Here is a 15,984-nt window from a genome sequence, read left to right on the forward strand (position 1 = left end):
GGCGAGATACGACTCTTTCTTGTGGCGGTAGCGCCCGCCGGCATTGGCCTGCCAGACCTCCACCAGCGCGCCACGCACCGGACGAGCATTCTCGTCGAGCACCCGGCCGGAGACGACGATGCGCTGGCCGATCGCCTCGCCGCCGTCCTTGGCGAAGTTGCGGATGAGATCGTTGTCGAGCAGGCCGAGCACGTCATGGCCGAAGACCGGCCCGGTCTCCTCCGAGAGCGTCGTCGGCATCGACAGGAGCGGGTGGCGCGGCGAACGCAGGATCGAGGTCTTGTAGGGCGGCGTCAGCGCCGCGGGATGGCGGGCGCGGTCGCGCGGGAAGTAACCGCTCATCGCGCGCCCTCCCGGTCCGCCTTCATCTCGGCGAAGGTGCGCTTGGCGATCTTGATCGCATGGTTGGCGGCGGGCACGCCGGCATAGACGGCGACATGCAGCAGGGCTTCGGAAATGTCGGCCTCGCTCGCGCCGGTGTTGGCGGTGGCGCGCACATGCATCGCCACCTCCTCGTCCTGGCCGAGGGCGGCGAGCAGGGCGATCGTGACGATGGAGCGCTCGCGGCGCGTGAAATGCGGTCGCGCCCAGACCGAGCCCCAGGCGCCCTCGGTGATGAAGCGCTGGAAATCAGCGTCGAAGGGGGTGATCGCCGCGCTGGCGCGGTCCACATGGGCATCGCCCAGCACCGCGCGGCGCACCGCCATGCCGGCCTCGAAACGGGTCTCATCGGCCATGGGCGACCTCCTTCCAATGGGCGCGCACGAGATCGGCGACCGCCCGCGGGTGCTCGAGGCCGGGAATGTGGCCGGCCTTCTCGATGAGGGTGAAGCGGGCGCCCGGAATGCGCTCGGCGGTGGCGCGGGCGAGCGCCGGCGGGGTCGGCACGTCCTCCTCGCCGCAGAGCACCAGCGTCGGCACCGTGATGGCGCCCACCGCCTCGGTGAGGTCGGCCTCGCGCAGCGCCCGGCAGATGTCGGCATAGCCGGCGGCCGGGATGCGCTCCAGCATGGTGCGCCAGCCCGTGAACTCGGCCGGACGGCGCGCCGCGAAGCCGGCGGAAAACCAGCGCGTCGCCACCGTCTCGGCGATTGCGGGAAGGCCGCCCGTTTCCACGGCCGCGATCCGCTCGTTCCAGCTCTGCCGGCTGCCGATGCGCGCCGCCGTGTCCATCAGCACGAGGGCGTCGACGTGGGTGGGCGCGGCGAGCGCCACGGCCTGCGCCACCAGCCCGCCGACGGAGACGCCGACAAGCGCGGCGCTCGGCCAGCCGACGACGTCCATGAGCTTGAGGAGGTCGTCGGCGAGGTCGGCGATCGACGGTGCCTCGGCCCCGAGGCCGGACAGGCCGTGGCCGCGCATGTCGTAGCCGAGGATGGCGAAGTCCGGCGCCAGCGCCGCCGTCACCTCGTCCCAGATGCGAAGGTCCGAGCCCAGCGAGTTGGCGAAGACGAGACGCGGCGCACCGGGTGTGCCCGCAAGGCGGTAATGCGCGGCGTGGCCGCCGAGATCGGCAAAGGGCATGGCAGCCGCGCTCCTCCTCGCGGGTGATCGGTGCCCAAGGGGTAAAGCCCTTGCCCGGTCATGTAAAATGATGATTGATGCCGCATCGATAACCACAGGGTTATATGTCAGGTGCTGCATCCCGCCATCCGCCTTCGTCATCTCACCAGCTTCGTCGAGGTGGCGCGCTCGGGCAGCGTCGGGCGTGCGGCGGCGGCCCTGTCGATCTCGCAGCCGGCGGTGTCGAAGACGATGCGCGAGCTGGAGGCGATCCTTGCCGTCTCGCTTTTCGATCGATCGAAGCGCGGTGCCGCGCTGACGCCGTTCGGCGCGATCTTCCTGCGCCATGCGGAGGTGGGGCTTGCGGCGCTGCGCCGGGGCGTCGAGGAGATGGGCGAGGCCGCCGCGCCGAACGCGCGACCGGTGCGCATCGGCGCGCTGCCCACCGTCTCGGCGCGCCTGCTGCCTCGTGCGGTCGGGCGCTACATGGGGGAGGGGCTGGGCGCCTCTCCGCGCATCGTCACCGGGCCGAACGACGTTCTGATGCGCCAGTTGCGCGAGGGCGCGCTCGATCTCGTGGTGGGGCGCATGGGCGAGGCCGCCGAGATGATCGATCTGGCCTTCGAGCACCTCTATTCGGAGCGGATCGTGCTCGTCGCCCGGCCGAACCATCCGTTGGTGGAGGCTGCCCTCTTCGACGCCGGACAGTTGCGTCACTACGAGATGCTGCTGCCGCCGCCGGGCTCGGTGATCCGCCCCACCGTCGACCGGCTGGTCCTGTCCGCCCGCCTGCCGCGCCCGCGCGGCGTGGTGGAGACGGTGTCGCTGGCCTTCGGGCGCGCCTATGTGCGGGCATCCGATGCCGTCTGGCTGATCTCCGAAGGCGTCGTGCTCGCCGACCTCAAGGATGGCACGCTGCGCGCGCTGCCGATCGACAATGCCGAGACGCTGGGGCCGGTCGGCATCACCATGCGGGTGGCCGCCGAGCCCGCGCCGGCGGTGGCCTCGTTCCTCGCGCAGTTGCGGGCGGCGGCGGGCGTCATCCGCGAGGGCGGTGGCTGAACGCCGCGTCGCCGCTTCCGCGTTCTGGAAACGTCCCGCGCGCTTACCATCTATGGGACGTGAAGGAGACCTGACATGGCAACCTATACCAAGACTGCAGAGGCGGTCGCCGCGCTCTCGCCGGAACAGTACCGGGTGACGCAGCAAAGCGGCACGGAGCGACCGGGAACGGGCCCGCTTCTGAAGAACAAGGATCCCGGCATCTACGTCGACATCGTCTCGGGCGAGCCGCTCTTTGCCAGTTCCGACAAGTACGAATCCGGCTGCGGCTGGCCGAGCTTCACCAAGCCGATCGAGCCCGCCAATGTCGAGGAGATCCGGGACGCCTCGCTCGGCATGATCCGCACCGAAGTGCGCTCGGCCCATGGCGACAGCCATCTCGGCCATGTGTTCGACGACGGCCCGCGCGACCGCGGGGGTCTTCGCTACTGCATCAACTCGGCCTCGCTCCGCTTCGTCCACCGCGACGACATGGCGGCGCAAGGGTATGAAAGCTATCTGCCGCAAGTGGAGGAAGTCGCATGAGCACCGAGCGCGCCGTACTGGCCGGAGGCTGTTTCTGGGGCATGCAGGATCTGATCCGCAAGATGCCGGGCGTCGTCTCGACGCGCGTCGGCTATTCCGGCGGCGAGGTCCCCAATGCCACCTATCGCAATCACGGCCGCCATGCCGAGGCGATCGAGATCGTGTTCGACCCCAAGGTGATGAGCTATCGGCGGCTCCTGGAGTTCTTCTTCCAGATCCACGATCCGTCGACGGTGGATCGCCAGGGCAACGACCGGGGCGCGAGCTACCGCTCGGCGATCTTCACCGAGAACGACGAGCAGAAGGCCGTGGCGCTGGACACGATCGCCGACGTCGATGCCTCGAAGATCTGGCCAGGCAAGGTCGTGACCGAGGTTTCGCCGGTCGGCGACTTCTGGGAGGCCGAGCCCGAGCATCAGGATTATCTGGAGCGCATCCCGAACGGCTACACCTGCCACTTCGTGCGCCCGAACTGGGTCCTGCCGCGCCGGACCGAAGCCGCGGCCTGAGCCTATCGAACGTCCGGGCCGCGTCGCAAGATCGACGCGGCCCGGAATCCCGCCGACGAGGCACGTACCTGCTTGCGAACTGTCGCGATTCGACAGGCCGCGCGAAAGCGATCGCCAAGCCCGACGGTCGCTGGTGTCTTCCGGTCCAGCACCGCATTGGCGCTCCACCCGGCCCCTACTGCGTTGTCGCGCCTTCATGACGCGATGAGACCCTTCGCGTGGTCTCCCATCGGCTTCCCGCGGCCGCAGACAAATTTCCCTCGATGCCCGCACAAATTGCAGAATGCCCGCTTGCCAGGCAGGCGCGATCCCTGTAAATCGATTAACAGTAAATCGTTTTACCGCGTTGGGAGGCGCAAGGAACGGTGATCAAGGGCCGCATCTCGATCAAGGACGTCTCGGCGCTCGCAGGGGTTTCGACGGCCACCGTCTCCAACGTGTTCAGTGGCCGCAAGCCGGTGAACGAAGCGCTGGCGACACGGGTGCGCGAGGCCGCTGCAACGCTCGGCTACCAGCCCGACCGCGCCGCCGCGCAACTGCGCTCCGGCCGCACCAATGTCGTGGCGGTCCTTGTGCCCGACCTCACCGACACGTTCTTCGCCACGATCGTGACCCGCCTCGAGGCGCTCGCCAACACGCAAGGCTACGACGTCATCGTCGCTAGTTCCGGCGATCAGCGCTCGGTCGAGGCCTCGCGGCTGGAGGCGCTGCTCGCCTGGCGCCCGGCCGGTGTCATCGCCATGCCCTGCTCGAATATCGTGCCCGAAGCGCTCGTTGCCGAGGCCGGGCGCATGCCCGTCGTGCTCGTCGATCGCGTCATGGTGCCCTCGGCGCTCGCCGACACCGTGACGATCGACAATCGCGATGCCGGCGCCATCGCCGCACGCCACCTCGTCGAGCACGGCCACCGCGACATCGTGCTCGCCGCCTCGCACATGGACATCGCGCCGGTGGAGCAGCGCATGCAGGCCGCCGCCGATCATATCCTTCAAGAGACGGGCCGGCGGGCGACGATCCTGGAACTCGGCAGCAGCGTCGAGGAGGGGAGTGCGGTGGTCGCGCGCTGGCTGGAACGCCACGCGGTGCCCGACGCCGTCATCGCCTCGACCAACGTCACGACGCTCGCCGTGCTCTCGGCCTTCGCGCGGTTCCGCATCGCCATTCCCGAGCGCACTTCGATCGTCGCCTTCGACGATTCCGCCTGGATGAGCGCCCGCAACACCGGATTGACGGCCATCCGCCAGCCCGCCGAGGCCATGGCGGAGGCCGCCTGGGAACGCCTCTGCATCCGCATGCAGGGCCGGGGCGCGATGCCGCCGACTTCGATCGTCCTGCAGGCCGGGCTCGTCGTGCGCTCGTCGGTTGGAAAGCGCGCGCCGGAGCGTGCCGGCGCTTCGCCACCGGGCGAGACGAGCGCCGAAACGCGGCATCCGCCCGATCCGCCCCCGCCGGGCGTCGAGCGGGTCCACTGACGCCGGGCCGCAACCCCATTCGCCGCCATGCCGGGAGGAGCCGGCGCCGGCGGTCGAAGACGAGCCGTCCCCAACGTTCGGGCCGGCTCGCGATCACCACCACCACCACCATCCACCGGGAGAGAACGACATGATCCGCAGCAGCACCACCCTGAAGACGGGCCTCGCGACCCTGGCCCTCGGCCTTTTCGCCAGCGGCGCGGCCTTCGCGCAGGCCAATCCCGACCTGACGGGCACCGTCGCCTTCCTCATGCCCGACCAGGGCTCGACGCGCTACGAGCAGCACGACTTCCCCGGCTTCAAGGCCGAGATGGAGAAGATCTGCCCGAAATGCACGGTGATCTACCAGAACGCCGATGCCGACGCCTCGCAGCAGCAGCAGCAGTTCAACTCGGTGATCTCGCAGGGCGCCAAGGTCATCGTCCTCGACCCCGTGGACTCCACCGCCGCCGCCTCGCTCGTGAGGCTCGCCGAGTCGCAGGAGGTCAAGGTCATCGCCTATGACCGCCCGATCCCCTCGGTTCCCGCGGCCTACTACGTCTCCTTCGACAACACGGCGATCGGCAAGTCCATCACCGACTCGCTCACCGCGCATCTCAAGGCCAAGAACGTGCCGACCGCCGAGGGCGGTCTCCTGCAGATCAACGGTTCGCCCACCGATGCGGCGGCCGGCCTGATCCGCGACGGCATCCACACCGGCCTCAAGGAGAGCGGCTACAAGACGTTGTCGGAATACGACACGCCGGAATGGGCGCCGCCGAAGGCGCAGGAATGGGCGAGCGGCCAGATCACCCGCTTCGGCCAGGACATCAAGGGCATCGTCGCGGCCAATGACGGCACCGCCGGCGGCGCCATCGCCGCGCTGAAGGCCGCCGGCGTCGACCCGCTGCCGCCCGTCACCGGCAACGACGCCACGATCGCCGGCCTCCAGCTGATCATCGCCGGCGACCAGTACAACACGATCTCCAAGCCGAGCGAGATCGTCGCCGCCGCCGCCGCCCGCGTCGCCGTCGAGCTACTCGAAGGCAAGACGCCCGCGGCCAAGACCACGCTCTACGACACGCCCTCGGAGCTCTTCGTTCCCGTCGTGATCACCGCCGAAAACCTCAAGGCCGAGATCATCGACAAGAAGATCAACACGGCCGCCGAACTCTGCACCGGCCGCTACGCCGAAGGCTGCAAGACGCTCGGCATCCAGTAAGGGCTGCCTCGTCCGGCGGCGACAGAGCCGCCGCCGGACGACCCCACCCGTGCGATCTCCCGGCCGGCGTGCGCCGACGCCCGCAGCGCCGGCAGCCTCCCGGCGATCGCTTCCCTTCGAACCGAAAGGCTCGCCTGCCATGTCTAATCTTCCCAGTCCGAGAACCGGGCGAGGCGAGCTGGTGCTCGGCCTCAGCGGCATCTCGAAGAATTTCGGCGCCGTCTCGGCGCTCACCGACATCGATCTGGAACTGCATGCCGGCGAGGTCGTGGCGCTCGTGGGCGACAACGGCGCCGGCAAGTCGACGCTCGTGAAGGTGCTGGCCGGCGTCCACCAGCCGACCTCTGGGACGATGACCTTCCAAGGCAAGCCGGTGACGCTGACCGGCCCGAGTTCGGCGCTGGAGCTCGGCATCGCCACGGTGTTCCAGGATCTGGCGCTCTGCGAGAATCTCGACGTCGTCGCCAACATCTTCCTCGGGCAGGAAACGAGCCCCTACCATCTCGACGAGACGGCGATGGAGGTCCGCGCCTGGACGCTCCTCAACGAGCTCGCCGCCCGCATTCCGGACGTGCGCGACGTCGTCGCCTCGCTGTCCGGCGGCCAGCGGCAGACCGTGGCGATCGCCCGCTCGCTGCTCCTGAACCCGAAGGTCATCATGCTCGACGAGCCGACCGCGGCGCTCGGCGTCGCGCAGACGGCCGAGGTTCTGAACCTCATCGAGCGCGTGCGCGCCAAGGGCCTCGCGGTGCTGATGATCAGCCACAACATGGAGGACGTGCGCGCCGTCGCCGACCGGATCGTGGTGCTGCGCCTCGGCAAGAACAACGGCGTCTTCACGCCGGAAGCCTCCAACAGCGAACTCGTCGGCGCCATCACCGGCGCCACCGACAATGCCGTCTCGCGGCGCGCCGAGCGCCGCCGGGCGGACACCCATACAGGCGAGGAGGCCGGAGCATGAGCGAGAGCACCAAGACACCCACGCTGCTCGACCGCGGCGACAGCCGCGTCGCACACGCCTCCGGCGTCGGTGGCACGCTGAAGGCCTTCTTCGACCGGGTGCGCTCGGGCGATGTCGGCTCGCTGCCGGTGGTGGTCGGCCTCGTCATCATCTGGACCGTGTTCACCGTATTGAACCCGGTTTTCCTATCGGCCAACAATCTCGTCAACCTGCTCTTCGACTGCTCGACGATCGGCGTCATCGCGCTCGGCATCGTCTGCGTGCTGATGCTCGGCGAGATCGACCTGTCGGTGGGCTCGATGAGCGGCGTCGGCTCGGCGCTGGTCGGCGTCCTCTGGGTCAACCAGGGCGTTCCGCTGATCCTGGCCATTCTCGGCGCCGTGGCGCTCGGCGCGATCATCGGCTTCACCTACGCGGCGCTGCGCACGCGGCTCGGCATGCCGAGCTTCGTCTCGACGCTGGCGGGCCTCCTCGCGCTTCTCGGCCTGCAGCTCTACATGCTCGGCAACACCGGCTCGATCAACCTGCCCTACGGCTCGTTCATGGTCGATTTCGGCCAGCTGCTGATCATGCCGGACTGGGTGTCCTTCCTCCTCGCCATCGTGCCGGGCGTGGTGATGCTCGTCATGGGCCTTCGCACCCGCGCGCGCCGGCAGGCCGCCAACCTCTCGCCGGGTTCGCTCCCCGGCCTCGTCGTCAAGGCCGTGGTGCTGACGGTGGCGCTCGTCGCGGTGGTCTCCTACCTCAATTCGGGCCGCGGCGTGCCGTGGATGTTCGGCCTGTTCGTGGCGCTCGTCGTGATCATGAACTACGCGTTCACCCGCACCAAGTGGGGGCGGTCGATGACGGCGGTCGGCGGCAATGCGGAAGCGGCGCGGCGCGCGGGCATCAATGTCGGCTTCATCTATTCGAGCGCCTTCGTGCTCTGCTCGATGTTCGCCGCGCTCGGCGGCGTCCTCTCCTCGGCGCGTCTCGCCTCGGCGAGCCAGCAGGCCGGCACCGGCGACGTCAACCTCAACGCCATCGCGGCCGCCGTCATCGGCGGCACCAGCCTCTTCGGCGGGCGCGGCAGCGCCTGGTCGGCGCTGCTCGGCATCATCGTCATCCAGTCGATCGCCAGCGGTCTGACGCTGCTGAACCTGTCGTCCTCGCTCCGCTACATGATCACCGGCGGCGTCCTCGCCATCGCGGTCATCGTCGACAGCCTGGCGCGCCAGTCCCGCGTCTCGCACGGGCGCGCCTGACGCTTAGCCTTTCCACCCATCTTATCGGGAGAACGAAGATGAACCAGGATCTGACCGGCAAGGTCGCGGCGATCACGGGCGGGGCGTCCGGCATCGGCCTCGCCTGCGCACGGGCGCTCGTTGAGGCCGGCGCGCAGGTCTTTCTCGTCGATCGCTCGCAGGAGGGGCTTCGCGCCGCCTGTGCCGATCTCGGCGAGCGGGCCGTGCCGATCGTGGTCGACATGCTCGACCCCCAGAGCGTCGACACGATGATGCCGCAGATCCTGGCGGTGGCCGGGCATCTCGACATCTTCCACGCCAACGCCGGGTCCTATGTCGGCGGCGAGGTGATCGAGGGCGATCCGAACGCCTGGGACCGCATGCTCAACCTCAACGTCAACGCCGTCTTCCGCTCGATCCATGCGGTGCTGCCGCACATGGCCGAGCGCAAGACCGGCGACATCATCGTGACGAGTTCGGTCGCCGGCTTCGTGCCGGTCGTGTGGGAGCCCGTCTACACCGCCTCGAAATTCGCGGTGCAGGCCTTCGTCCACACGCTGCGCCGGCAGGTCATCAAGCACGGCATCCGCGTCGGCGCCGTGGCGCCCGGTCCGGTGGTCACGGCGCTCATCGCCGACTGGCCGCAGGCCAAGCTCGACGAGGCCAAGGCGAACGGCAGCCTGATGGAAGCCGAGGAGGTGGCCGCGGCCGTGATGTTCATGCTGACGCGCCCGCGCGGCGTCACCATCCGCGACCTCGTCATCCTGCCGCACAGCGTCGATCTCTGAGAGGGCAGCCATCACATGAGCGAGCATTTCATCGGGATCGACGTCGGCACGGGCAGCGCCCGCGCCGGCCTGTTCGATGCGACCGGCCGGCTTCTGGCGGTCGCCAAGCGCCCCATCCGCATGTGGCGCGAGGCCGGCGACATCGTCGAGCAGTCGTCCGAAGACATCTGGGAGGCGATCACGGCCTGCGTGCGCGAGGCGCTGGCCAGCGCCGCCGTTCCCGCGTTGAGCGTGCGCGGCGTCGGGTTCGACGCGACCTGTTCGCTCGTGGTGCTGGACGGCGAGGCCCGGCCGCTCCCCGTCGGCCCGAGCGGCGATCCCGCGCGCAACATCGTCGTCTGGATGGACCACCGGGCGATGGCTCAGGCCGATCGCATCAACGCCATCGGCCACCCCGTCCTCGACTATGTCGGCGGCACGATCTCGCCGGAAATGGAAACGCCCAAACTGCTCTGGCTGAAGGAGCATCAGCCCTACACCTTCGCCAAGGCGGCCCATTTCTTCGATCTGGCCGACTACCTGACCTTCCGTGCCACCGGCGCCACCGAGCGCTCGGTCTGCACGGTGACCTGCAAGTGGACCTATCTGGCGCATGAGGGCCGCTGGGACCCCAGCTATTTCGAGGCGATCGGGCTCGGCGACCTCACCGACGACGGGTTCGCCCGCATCGGTTCGCGCGTCGTCGACATCGCGACGCCGCTGGGTCGGGGGCTGACGCCGCAGGCCGCCGACGAACTCGGCCTCGAAGCCGGTACGCCGGTCGGCGCCTCGCTCATCGACGCGCATGCTGGTGGCGTTGGAACGCTGGGCGCTTTGAGCGCGTCCGGCACCGCGGGCGACCCGACCAGCGAGTTGGCACTGATCATGGGCACCTCGCTCTGCTCGATGGCGCTGACGCGCGAGCCGGTCTTCGTCGATGGCGTCTGGGGCCCGTATTTCGGGGCGCTGCTGCCGGGCACCTGGCTCCTCGAAGGCGGCCAGTCCGCCTATGGCGCGGCGCTCGACCATATCATCGCGCTCCATCCTGCCTATCCCGCGGCGCTCGCCGGCGCCAAGGCGGAGGGGGCGACGATCTTCGACCGGCTGGAGGCCAATGCCGCGCGGCTGGCCGGATCGATCGAGGCGGCGGCAATCCTTACCGAACGCCTGCACGTCGTGCCCGAGCTCCTCGGCAACCGCGCCCCGGAGGCCGATCCGCACGCGACCGGCGTCATCGCCGGGCTGACGCTGGCATCCGACGAGGACGACCTGACGCGCCTCTTCGTCGCGACGCTCTGCGGCCTCTGCTACGGCACGCGCCAGATCATCGAGGCCAACCGCGAGAAGGGCGTCATCGTCGAGACGATCGTCGTCTCCGGCGGCGCCTCGCGATCGCAGCTCCTGCGCCGCATTCTCGCCGATGCCACGGGACTGAAGGTGACGCTGCCCGAGACGGACGAGCCGGTGCTGCTCGGCGCGGCCATGCTCGGCGCCGTCGCGTCAGGCCACTATCCCGACCTGAAGGACGCGGCGGCCGGCATGTGCCGGCAGGGCGCGACGATCGAGCCGATGGCGGAGGCGAGCGCGTTCCACGCCCGAAAATACGAGGCGTTCCGCATCCTGCAGCAGGGGGAACGGCGCATCCGCGCCCTGTTCGCGCCCTCGGCCTGATCGCGTTCCGGCGCCGGCGCCGTCAGCGGCGCGCTTCGGGAATGGCGCCGCGCGGCACCGGATGGCTCGCCCTCGGCTGCGCCTCCGCCGCGCGGGTCGGCGGGGCCGGCGCCACCGTGGTCTCGGCCTTGATCCAGCCGGTGAAGATGCCGGCCTCGACGCGCCGCCACGAGCCGTCGTGGCCGGTGATGCGGAAGGGAAGGCCCGCTTCCAGCGTTACCCAGACCGGCGCCACGGCGGACGGCTCGCGGTAGAGCGAAGTCCGCTCACGGGTGACGCTGCGGCCCGCGGCGGGTGTCGCGGTGGCCGGCGCACCGGCGCCGACCGCGGCACTCGGACGCGCGGCAACGTTGCTCTCGCGCCGGGTCGGCACCGCCGGGGCGACCGGCGGCGGAGCGGCGATCGAGGCTGTGCGCGGTGACGGGGCCGCGAGCGAGGCCATGCGTTGGGGTGGTGACGACACAGGGCGCGGAGGCGGCGACACCGCGCTTCGCTCGGGACGCGCGACCGGCAGAACCGGCGTCGTCGATCCCGTCCGTTCGACCCGCTCGCGAGCCGATGCGGGCGTCGCCGATGCCTGCGTCCGAGAAGCGGGGCGCGAGTGTGGCTCGCCGAGAAGGCTTGCGAGGCTCGGCGCATAGCGCGACAGGGTTGCGCGCTGGGGCTCGAGCGCCATCCCGCCGATTGCGACGAGACCCATGGCCCACCAGATCCATCCGATCCGGCGCTGCGGCTTGGGCGGCGCCTTCCGGCTCGGCTTGCGCTTGGTCATGGAGGGTCCCGCTCGTCCTGATGAAGAGAACGCCGCAGAAATTGGGCCCGTAAGGTGGATATCCTCTTAATCCCGCTTCTCGACGGAGGCGCCGAAGGGCATGCGCGCAAGACGGTCTCAGGCTCTCGCGCTGCCTTCGGTCCCACGCGCGCGAGGCGCATTCCGTCACCGAAGGCATGTCGACGACCAAGGCGGCAAACGCATCGTGCCGAACGCGCCCGTGCTCGCTCGGCCGGTGCGAACCGCCGCGTTCGCTCGGCCATGCGGACCCGATCCTCTGTCATTTAGCTGGCGACGGAATTCGAAGCCGTTCGCACCGTGTGCGTTGCGTCAAAACGGATCGCGCGTCCGTATATCCAAGCCATCTCGGAGAACTCGCATGGACAACGACGTCGTCAGCCGGATCGCATTTGCTGTTCAGACCGAAGGCATGAGCCGCCGTGAGGCGCAGAGCATCGTGCGCTCGGTTCTCTCGGAACTCCAGCCGGGGGACCGGATCACGCCTCAGCTTCGCATCGATCCTCGCGGCACTCTCGTCTCGCAGGCGCCGACGCGACCGGTTTCGCACGGCGCCTGATCGGCGGGAAACGACGGTTCCCACGAGTTCGGCGTGAGCGCGGGCGGGGCCGGCTCGGTCCGCCCCGCCGAGCTGCGGTCGGGCGACGAGGCCCTGCGGTTTTGCTCAGGCGACCATCACCACGACGAAGGGAACCGCGAAGACCAGCATCGCGGCCATGATGCCGAGCGAGGGGGAGGGCTTGCTCCTGTGCATGGGGGCGTCTCTGTCCTGTTTCGGGCGTCCAGGGTCGGCCGGTCGGGTTAACGACCGGTTAACGACGCGCGTTGACGAAGTCTCAACCCCGTCGAGACGCCGTGCTCCGGTGCGACCAAGCGCGAGCGTATGTCGGGCAACCCGCGCATCCGGTGCTGGCGTCGGCTGCGGAACCCTGTAGGGTCCGGCCGACGCCGGGCGGGCGAGGGGACACGAGACGTGCCCGTTGCCTGGCTCGTCTCCGCAGGGCCTCGTTCGAGGTCCGCCCTCACTAGGTCCGCCATGATCGAACGCACCGAACCCGATGCCCGTCGTCTTCTCGATCTCGGCTGGTCCGGCTTCTTCGAGGAGCAGGTGGCGGAGGACGAGGCGCAGGCCCGTCCCGCCCGCATCACCTCGGTGCATCGCACGCGCATGGGCGCGCTCACGCTGGACGGTCCGGTCGAGCCGGTGCTGCCGCATCATGCGAGGACGAGCGAGTTCGCGGTCGGGGACTTCGTCCTGCTCGAGCCGGGCACCGATCGTCTCCTGCGTCGCCTGGAGCGGCGCTCGGTGGTGGAGCGGCGCGTCACGGGGTCGCGCGTGCCGCAGCTGGCGGGCGCCAACATCGACACGCTTTTCATCGCCACGTCCTGCAACGCCGACTTCAACGTCGCGCGCCTCGAGCGTTATCTGGCGCTCGCCAACCAGTCGCGGGCAACGCCCGTCATGCTGCTGACGAAGGGCGACCTCGCCGACGACCCCGCCTCCTTCGAGACGCAGGCGCGCGCCCTGCAGCGGGACCTCGTCGTGGTGATGCTCAACCCCAAATCGCCCGATGCCGCCGGGCGCCTCGCGCCCTGGTGCGGCCCCGGCCAGACCGTGGCGCTGATCGGCTCGTCGGGCGTCGGCAAGTCGACGCTGGTGAACACGCTCGCCGGCGCGCCGGAGGACGGGCTGCAGCAGACCGGCTCGATCCGCGAGAACGACGCGAAAGGCCGGCACACGACGACGGCCCGCTCGCTGCACCCCATGGTCGGCGGTGGCTGGGTGCTCGACACGCCGGGCATGCGCAGCGTTCAGGTCAGCGACGTCGGGGAGGGGCTCGACACGCTGTTCGCCGAGATCACCGAACTCGCCCCCCTCTGCCGGTTTCGCGACTGCACCCATGCCCACGAGCCCGGCTGCGCCGTGCAGGCGGCGGTGAAGGCGGGAACCGTCGATCCCTCGCGCGTCGAGCGCTGGCGCAAGCTGCGGGACGAGAACACGGCCAATGCAGAGCCCGAGACGAAATGGGGCACCGGCGCGCCCGGCGGGCAACGCAGGCGGCGCTGAAACCGCCCATCCGCAACCCGTCCGGGATGGACTGACGCACGACCGCCCGCGCGGTTGCGCGCATCATTCTTCATCCGGCCGCTCGCAACTGCGCGCGGGGCAACTATCTGCTGCACGCGTCCGGGGCATCGACCGGCGCTGCAACCGTTTCCGGGTGATCCCTATCATGACGACATCCCGCTTCCTCAGCGGCACAGGCGAGATGGCCGCGCGCTTGCGCAGCTTCGACTGGACGAGCACCTCGCTGGGGCCGCCCTCAGGCTGGCCGCGCGCGCTGAAGACGCTGGTGGCGCTGATGCTCTCCTCGCGTCAGCCGATGTACGTCAACTGGGGCAGCGAGCGCATCCTTCTCTACAACGACGCCTATTCGACGCTGTTGCAGAGCAAGCACCCGACCGCCCTCGGCCGGCCCTTCCAAGAGGTCTGGGCCGAGATCTGGGACGAGATCGAGCCCTTCATCGCCTCCGTCTTCGACGGCGACGCCGTTCATTTCGACGACATCACCCTCCATGTCGAGCGCAACGGCGCGATGGACGAGGCGCATTTCGCCTTCTCCTACACGCCCGTCTACGACGACGCGGGCACGGTCGCGGGGCTCTTCTGCGCCTGCAACGAGACCACGAGCCAGATCCTCGCCGAGCGCGCCGCGATGGAGGCTCTGCAGGCGGCCGAGGAGGCCAACATCGCCAAGAGCCAGTTCCTGGCCAACATGAGCCACGAGCTGCGCACGCCGCTCTCGGCGATCATCGGCTATGCCGAGATGCTGATCGAGGAGGCGGAAGAGGGCGCCGAGGCGCAGGAACTCTCGCGCGACATTCGCAAGATCGAGAGCAACGCCCGCCACCTCCTCGGCCTCATCAACGACGTCCTCGACCTCTCCAAGGTCGAGAGCGGCAAGATGGACATCTATGCCGAGACCTTCGATATCGCCGATATCGTGCAGGACGTCGCGGCCACCGCGCAGCGCCTTGCCGGCAAGAAGAACAACGAGCTCGTCGCCCGCATCGAGGCCGGGATCGGCACGATGCATTCCGACGTGACGAAGGTCCGTCAGATCCTGCTCAATCTCCTCAGCAACGCCGCCAAGTTCACGCAGGACGGCACGATCACGCTGGCCGTCGAGCGTCGCGGCGAGACGATCGTCTTCACCGTGTCCGACACCGGCATCGGCATGACGCCCGAGCAGCTCGAACGCCTGTTCCAGCGGTTCAGCCAGGCCGACGCCTCGACCACGCGCAAGTTCGGCGGCACCGGCCTCGGCCTGTCGCTGACGAAGGCGTTCAGCGCCATGCTCGGCGGCGACGTCGCGGTGGAGAGCACGCACGGAACCGGCAGCACCTTCACGCTGACCCTGCCGGTCAACGTCGCGGAGGAAGCCGAGCCCGATGCCGAACTGGCGGCGCAGGAGGCGCAGGTTCCCGTGGTCACGGAAGGCGACCGGGCCAACATCGTGCTCGTCATCGACGACGACACCTCTCAGCGCGAGCTGATGACCCGCTTCCTGGCCCGCGAGGGCTTTGCCACGCTGACCGCCGCCGACGGCGCGACCGGGCTGGCGCTCGCCAAGGAGATGCGACCGCGCGCCATTCTCCTCGACGTGATGATGCCGGGAATGGACGGCTGGACGGTGCTCAGCCGCCTCAAGGCCGATCCCGAACTCTGCGACATCCCCGTGATCATGGTCACCTTCGTCAGCGAACAGGCGCTGGCCTCTTCGCTCGGCGCGGCCGACTACGTCGCCAAGCCGGTGAAGTGGGAGCGCTTCCGGCAGGTCATGGACCGGTTCCGCGAGGCGACCGGCGACGTCCTGGTGGTGGATGACGATCTCGACGCCCGCGCGCGGGTGCGCCACGCGCTGGAGCGCGACGGCTGGACGGTCGCCGAGGCCGGCAACGGGCAGGAGGCGCTCGACAGCGTCGCCGCCTCGCCGCCGCGCGTCATTCTCCTCGACCTGACCATGCCGGTCATGGACGGGTTCAGCTTCCTCCACGCGCTGCGCAGCCGCCCGGCGGACCGCGACATTCCCGTGATCGTCCTCTCCGCGCGCGACCTGACCACCGAGGAGCGCCTGCGCCTGCAGTCGGCCGCGCAGGTGATGACCAAGGGCGAGGTGAGCCTTCGCGACGTGACGGCCAACGTGCGCGCGCTGACCCAGTGAAACCTCAGCCCCGGCCGCGGCGTTGACCCGCGGCTGTCGGCGTCCGGGGCGAGGCCTCACGGCGCCGGCACGCC

15 protein-coding genes and 1 pseudogene are annotated in these 15,984 nt (G+C 69.6%); 12 read left to right on the plus strand and 4 right to left on the minus strand.

From position 1 onward, the window contains the following. The 3 genes and pseudogenes from AUL33_RS10675 to pcaD form a co-directional block, all read right to left on the minus strand. Positions 1-342 (minus strand): annotated as a pseudogene (locus tag AUL33_RS10675) (protocatechuate 3,4-dioxygenase subunit beta); the annotation flags it as partial. Then, entirely contained in the window at positions 339-737 is a 399-nt protein-coding gene (gene pcaC / locus AUL33_RS10680; protein ID WP_062207419.1) for a 4-carboxymuconolactone decarboxylase, read from the minus strand. The gene pcaC and the pseudogene AUL33_RS10675, both read right to left, overlap by 4 nt. Further along, complete coding sequence (pcaD, locus tag AUL33_RS10685) at positions 727-1,524, minus strand: 3-oxoadipate enol-lactonase (RefSeq protein WP_062207421.1); 798 nt, start codon at positions 1,522-1,524, stop codon at positions 727-729. Before pcaD ends, pcaC begins: the two co-directional genes overlap by 11 nt. 111 nt (positions 1,525-1,635) lie before the next feature. Here pcaD and pcaQ point away from each other — a divergent pair, with 111 nt between their 5' ends. From pcaQ to AUL33_RS10730, 9 genes are all read left to right on the plus strand, one after another. Then, complete coding sequence (pcaQ, locus tag AUL33_RS10690; RefSeq protein WP_202815299.1) at positions 1,636-2,565, plus strand: pca operon transcription factor PcaQ; 930 nt, start codon at positions 1,636-1,638, stop codon at positions 2,563-2,565. 75 nt (positions 2,566-2,640) lie between these two features. Continuing rightward, positions 2,641-3,090 (plus strand): peptide-methionine (R)-S-oxide reductase MsrB, encoded by a 450-nt coding sequence (gene msrB / locus AUL33_RS10695; RefSeq protein ID WP_062207424.1) that lies wholly within the window; start codon positions 2,641-2,643, stop codon positions 3,088-3,090. Further along, entirely contained in the window at positions 3,087-3,599 is a 513-nt protein-coding gene (gene msrA, locus AUL33_RS10700; protein ID WP_062207426.1) for a peptide-methionine (S)-S-oxide reductase MsrA, read from the plus strand. Before msrB ends, msrA begins: the two co-directional genes overlap by 4 nt. A 365-nt stretch (positions 3,600-3,964) precedes the next feature. After that, positions 3,965-5,071 (plus strand): LacI family DNA-binding transcriptional regulator, encoded by a 1,107-nt coding sequence (locus AUL33_RS10705; RefSeq protein ID WP_062207428.1) that lies wholly within the window; start codon positions 3,965-3,967, stop codon positions 5,069-5,071. Positions 5,072-5,201: 130 nt separating this feature from the next. After that, complete coding sequence (locus AUL33_RS10710) at positions 5,202-6,272, plus strand: sugar ABC transporter substrate-binding protein (protein WP_062207430.1); 1,071 nt, start codon at positions 5,202-5,204, stop codon at positions 6,270-6,272. Positions 6,273-6,411: 139 nt separating this feature from the next. Next, positions 6,412-7,233, plus strand: coding sequence for an ATP-binding cassette domain-containing protein (locus AUL33_RS10715; RefSeq protein ID WP_062207432.1), 822 nt, complete (start codon positions 6,412-6,414; stop codon positions 7,231-7,233). Then, positions 7,230-8,477, plus strand: coding sequence for a sugar ABC transporter permease (locus AUL33_RS10720; protein WP_062207434.1), 1,248 nt, complete (start codon positions 7,230-7,232; stop codon positions 8,475-8,477). The genes AUL33_RS10715 and AUL33_RS10720 overlap by 4 nt, the downstream gene beginning before the upstream one ends. A 38-nt stretch (positions 8,478-8,515) precedes the next feature. Next, on the plus strand, positions 8,516-9,244 hold the full coding sequence (locus AUL33_RS10725; RefSeq protein ID WP_062207436.1) for an SDR family oxidoreductase: 729 nt from the start codon (positions 8,516-8,518) through the stop codon (positions 9,242-9,244). A 15-nt stretch (positions 9,245-9,259) separates the two neighbouring features. Beyond that, entirely contained in the window at positions 9,260-10,894 is a 1,635-nt protein-coding gene (locus tag AUL33_RS10730; RefSeq protein WP_062207438.1) for an FGGY-family carbohydrate kinase, read from the plus strand. 22 nt (positions 10,895-10,916) lie between these two features. On the opposite strand, the gene AUL33_RS10735 is transcribed toward AUL33_RS10730, so the two are convergent. Then, on the minus strand, positions 10,917-11,666 hold the full coding sequence (locus AUL33_RS10735) for an SH3 domain-containing protein (RefSeq protein WP_062207440.1): 750 nt from the start codon (positions 11,664-11,666) through the stop codon (positions 10,917-10,919). 379 nt (positions 11,667-12,045) lie between these two features. On the opposite strand from AUL33_RS10735, the gene AUL33_RS10740 reads away from it, so the two are divergent. The 3 genes from AUL33_RS10740 (at position 12,046) to AUL33_RS10750 (ending at position 15,910) form a co-directional block, all read left to right on the plus strand. Further along, positions 12,046-12,243 carry a hypothetical protein gene (locus AUL33_RS10740; protein ID WP_062207441.1) on the plus strand — a complete coding sequence of 66 codons (198 nt, stop codon included), beginning with the start codon at positions 12,046-12,048 and terminating at the stop codon, positions 12,241-12,243. A 477-nt stretch (positions 12,244-12,720) separates the two neighbouring features. Then, positions 12,721-13,752: a ribosome small subunit-dependent GTPase A gene (gene rsgA, locus AUL33_RS10745; protein ID WP_062207443.1), complete on the plus strand. Its 1,032-nt coding sequence runs from the start codon at positions 12,721-12,723 to the stop codon at positions 13,750-13,752. A 166-nt stretch (positions 13,753-13,918) separates the two neighbouring features. Beyond that, complete coding sequence (locus AUL33_RS10750; RefSeq protein WP_062207445.1) at positions 13,919-15,910, plus strand: response regulator; 1,992 nt, start codon at positions 13,919-13,921, stop codon at positions 15,908-15,910. Positions 15,911-15,984: the final 74 nt, after the last annotated feature.

The organism is Aureimonas sp. AU12 (genome assembly GCF_001463705.1).
In the GTDB taxonomy this organism is placed as follows: domain Bacteria; phylum Pseudomonadota; class Alphaproteobacteria; order Rhizobiales; family Rhizobiaceae; genus Aureimonas.

Excerpts from the sequence above, each read along its gene's own strand:
- AUL33_RS10750 (WP_062207445.1), top strand. The coding sequence starts at position 13,919 with ATGACGACATCCCGCTTCCTCAGCGGCACAGGCGAGATGGCCGCGCGC.
- AUL33_RS10730 (WP_062207438.1), top strand. The coding sequence starts at position 9,260 with ATGAGCGAGCATTTCATCGGGATCGACGTCGGCACGGGCAGCGCCCGC.
- AUL33_RS10720 (WP_062207434.1), top strand. The coding sequence starts at position 7,230 with ATGAGCGAGAGCACCAAGACACCCACGCTGCTCGACCGCGGCGACAGC.
- AUL33_RS10715 (WP_062207432.1), top strand. The coding sequence starts at position 6,412 with ATGTCTAATCTTCCCAGTCCGAGAACCGGGCGAGGCGAGCTGGTGCTC.
- pcaC (WP_062207419.1), bottom strand. The coding sequence starts at position 737 with ATGGCCGATGAGACCCGTTTCGAGGCCGGCATGGCGGTGCGCCGCGCG.
- AUL33_RS10725 (WP_062207436.1), top strand. The coding sequence starts at position 8,516 with ATGAACCAGGATCTGACCGGCAAGGTCGCGGCGATCACGGGCGGGGCG.
- AUL33_RS10735 (WP_062207440.1), bottom strand. The coding sequence starts at position 11,666 with ATGACCAAGCGCAAGCCGAGCCGGAAGGCGCCGCCCAAGCCGCAGCGC.
- rsgA (WP_062207443.1), top strand. The coding sequence starts at position 12,721 with ATGATCGAACGCACCGAACCCGATGCCCGTCGTCTTCTCGATCTCGGC.
- AUL33_RS10710 (WP_062207430.1), top strand. The coding sequence starts at position 5,202 with ATGATCCGCAGCAGCACCACCCTGAAGACGGGCCTCGCGACCCTGGCC.
- AUL33_RS10740 (WP_062207441.1), top strand. The coding sequence starts at position 12,046 with ATGGACAACGACGTCGTCAGCCGGATCGCATTTGCTGTTCAGACCGAA.
- pcaD (WP_062207421.1), bottom strand. The coding sequence starts at position 1,524 with ATGCCCTTTGCCGATCTCGGCGGCCACGCCGCGCATTACCGCCTTGCG.
- msrA (WP_062207426.1), top strand. The coding sequence starts at position 3,087 with ATGAGCACCGAGCGCGCCGTACTGGCCGGAGGCTGTTTCTGGGGCATG.
- msrB (WP_062207424.1), top strand. The coding sequence starts at position 2,641 with ATGGCAACCTATACCAAGACTGCAGAGGCGGTCGCCGCGCTCTCGCCG.